Origin of the sequence: Bradyrhizobium sp. SHOUNA76 (assembly GCF_023006445.1) — a bacterium.
Taxonomy (GTDB): domain Bacteria; phylum Pseudomonadota; class Alphaproteobacteria; order Rhizobiales; family Xanthobacteraceae; genus Bradyrhizobium.
On the sequence record NZ_JALBHA010000771.1, the window covers coordinates 1 to 2,061 of the forward strand.

Below are 2,061 nucleotides of genomic sequence, written 5' to 3' on the forward strand. Positions count from 1 at the left end.
GGTCAGCTCCGCGCCAAGGCTGCGCACATGGCGGCTGTCGATCGCGGCCTGAAGAAGCCGACGCCTGTCCGCAAGCCGGCACGTGCGATGAAGGTCGCCGGTGGCGGTGGCTTCGCGTTCGACATGCATGACGGCGAAGACGATCGCGACGCCGAATTCCAACGCTGATCAACCGGTCCGGCCTCGCGCCGGACCGCTCATTTCCAAATCTTCGGAACCCGGACTGCACCATGGCCGCAACTTCGCAATATCTGACGCTCGGGCTCGCCGGCGAGACGTTCGGCATCAGCATCCGCAACGTCCGCGAGATTCTCGACATGCGGCCGATCTCGCGGCTTCCGCACGCGCCGGACTTTCTGCTCGGCATGATCGACGTGCGCGGCAGCGGCTATCCGATCGTCGATCTCAGGAAGAAGCTCGGCCTGCCGACCGTTGCCGCCACGGAAGCGACCCGCATCATCATTCTCGACGTGCCGATGAAGGATCGTCTGGTCGGCGTTGGCTTCGTCGCCGACTGCGTGTTCGAGGTCACCGACATCGACGAGCAGGCGATCGAGCCGATTCCCGAGGTTGGCGGTAAATGGCAGTCCGACTACGCCGCCGGCATCGGCCGCAAGGGCGAGAAGTTCGTCGTGATCTTCGATCTCGCCAAGCTGATGGCGAACGACAAGATTCCGGAAGGACGCGACGCCGGCACGGATGCGCCCCGCGCCGCCTGAGTTTGCAAGAGTGAAGCGTGGACACGCGTAACCACCCCAATTCGAACCAACGAGACTGACATGAGAATCACCGTCAAAGCCAAGCTTGCCAGCGCCTTCGGCCTGGTCATCCTTCTGTTCATTGTGGCAGGCGCCGTAAGCTATATGAAGTTGGCCGACATGGCCGCGACCGCAGATTCCATGGTGCTTCGCGCCAAGCGGATGGAGAAGGCATCCGAAGTCGAGAAGATCATTTGGCAGCAGGTCAGGGCGGAAAAGAACGCAATCCTGGGAACGCCAAGCGAAGCCGACGAATTCGCGATGAACGCCGCCAAGCTCCGCGAGGAAGCAACGAGGATCAAGGACGAGGTCCACGCGCTCGCCAGCGAGGGTGGCAAGAAGCTGCTCGACAACTTTACGAGTGCCTACGCCAGGATGAACGTCTACCAGGAAGAGACGATCAGGCTGGTAAAGACCGACAAGACCAAGGCCACGGAGCGCTCGATGGGCGACGGGCGCAAGGTGGTCGCAGACGCGACGGAGGCGATGGGAGCCTATGTCGCGAACACGAAGAGGCAGATGGCTGAACAGGCCGTGCAGTCCAACGAAGACAGCCGCCGCGCCCAGTTGATTCTCATCGTGCTCGTCGTCGTATCGCTCATTGTTGCCGCGATTAGCGCGGTCTGGATCTCGATCAACATCAGCCGGTCGCTCGCAAAGGCCGTCGATCTGGCGGATGCCGTCGCAATCGGCGATCTCAGCCACAAGATCGATGCTTCCAGCAACGACGAGATCGGCGATCTCGTCAAATCCCTGAACGCGATGACCGCCAATCTGAACGCCACTGCGGCCGTCGCCAACGAAATCGCGCAGGGCAATCTCACGGTTGAGGCCAAGCCGCTGTCGGACAAGGACACGCTCGGCCTCGCGCTCCAGCGCATGGTGGAGAAGCTTCGCCAGATCGTGTCGGAAGCCCTGACGGCGGCGCAGAACGTCTCGGCCGGCAGCCAGGAGCTCTCGGCCAGCGCCGAGCAGCTGTCGCAGGGTGCGACCGAGCAGGCCTCGTCCGCCGAGGAAGCCTCCTCCTCGATGGAGGAGATGGCCTCGAACGTGAAGCAGAACGCCGACAACGCCAATCAGACCGAGAAGATCGCCGCGCAGTCGGCCAAGGATGCCGAGGCCAGCGGTGCTGCGGTCGGCCGGGCGGTCAATGCGATGCAGACAATCGCCGAGAAAATCACGATCGTGCAGGAGATCGCGCGTCAGACCGATCTGCTCGCACTCAACGCCGCGGTCGAGGCCGCCCGCGCCGGCGAGCACGGCAAGGGCTTTGCGGTGGTCGCCTCCGAATTGCGCAAGCTTG

General features: G+C 63.1%; 2 protein-coding genes. Both read left to right on the forward strand.

From position 1 onward, the window contains the following. Positions 1-230 precede the first annotated feature (230 nt). Complete coding sequence (locus MOV74_RS36875) at positions 231-719, forward strand: chemotaxis protein CheW (RefSeq protein ID WP_246932285.1); 489 nt, start codon at positions 231-233, stop codon at positions 717-719. Positions 720-779: 60 nt separating this feature from the next. Beyond that, on the forward strand, positions 780-2,061 hold a 1,282-nt coding region (locus MOV74_RS36880; protein WP_246932287.1), incomplete at its 3' end, for a methyl-accepting chemotaxis protein.

Bases quoted from the DNA above. Each gene is read 5' to 3' on its own strand.
- MOV74_RS36875 (WP_246932285.1), top strand. From the start codon at position 231: ATGGCCGCAACTTCGCAATATCTGACGCTCGGGCTCGCCGGCGAGACG.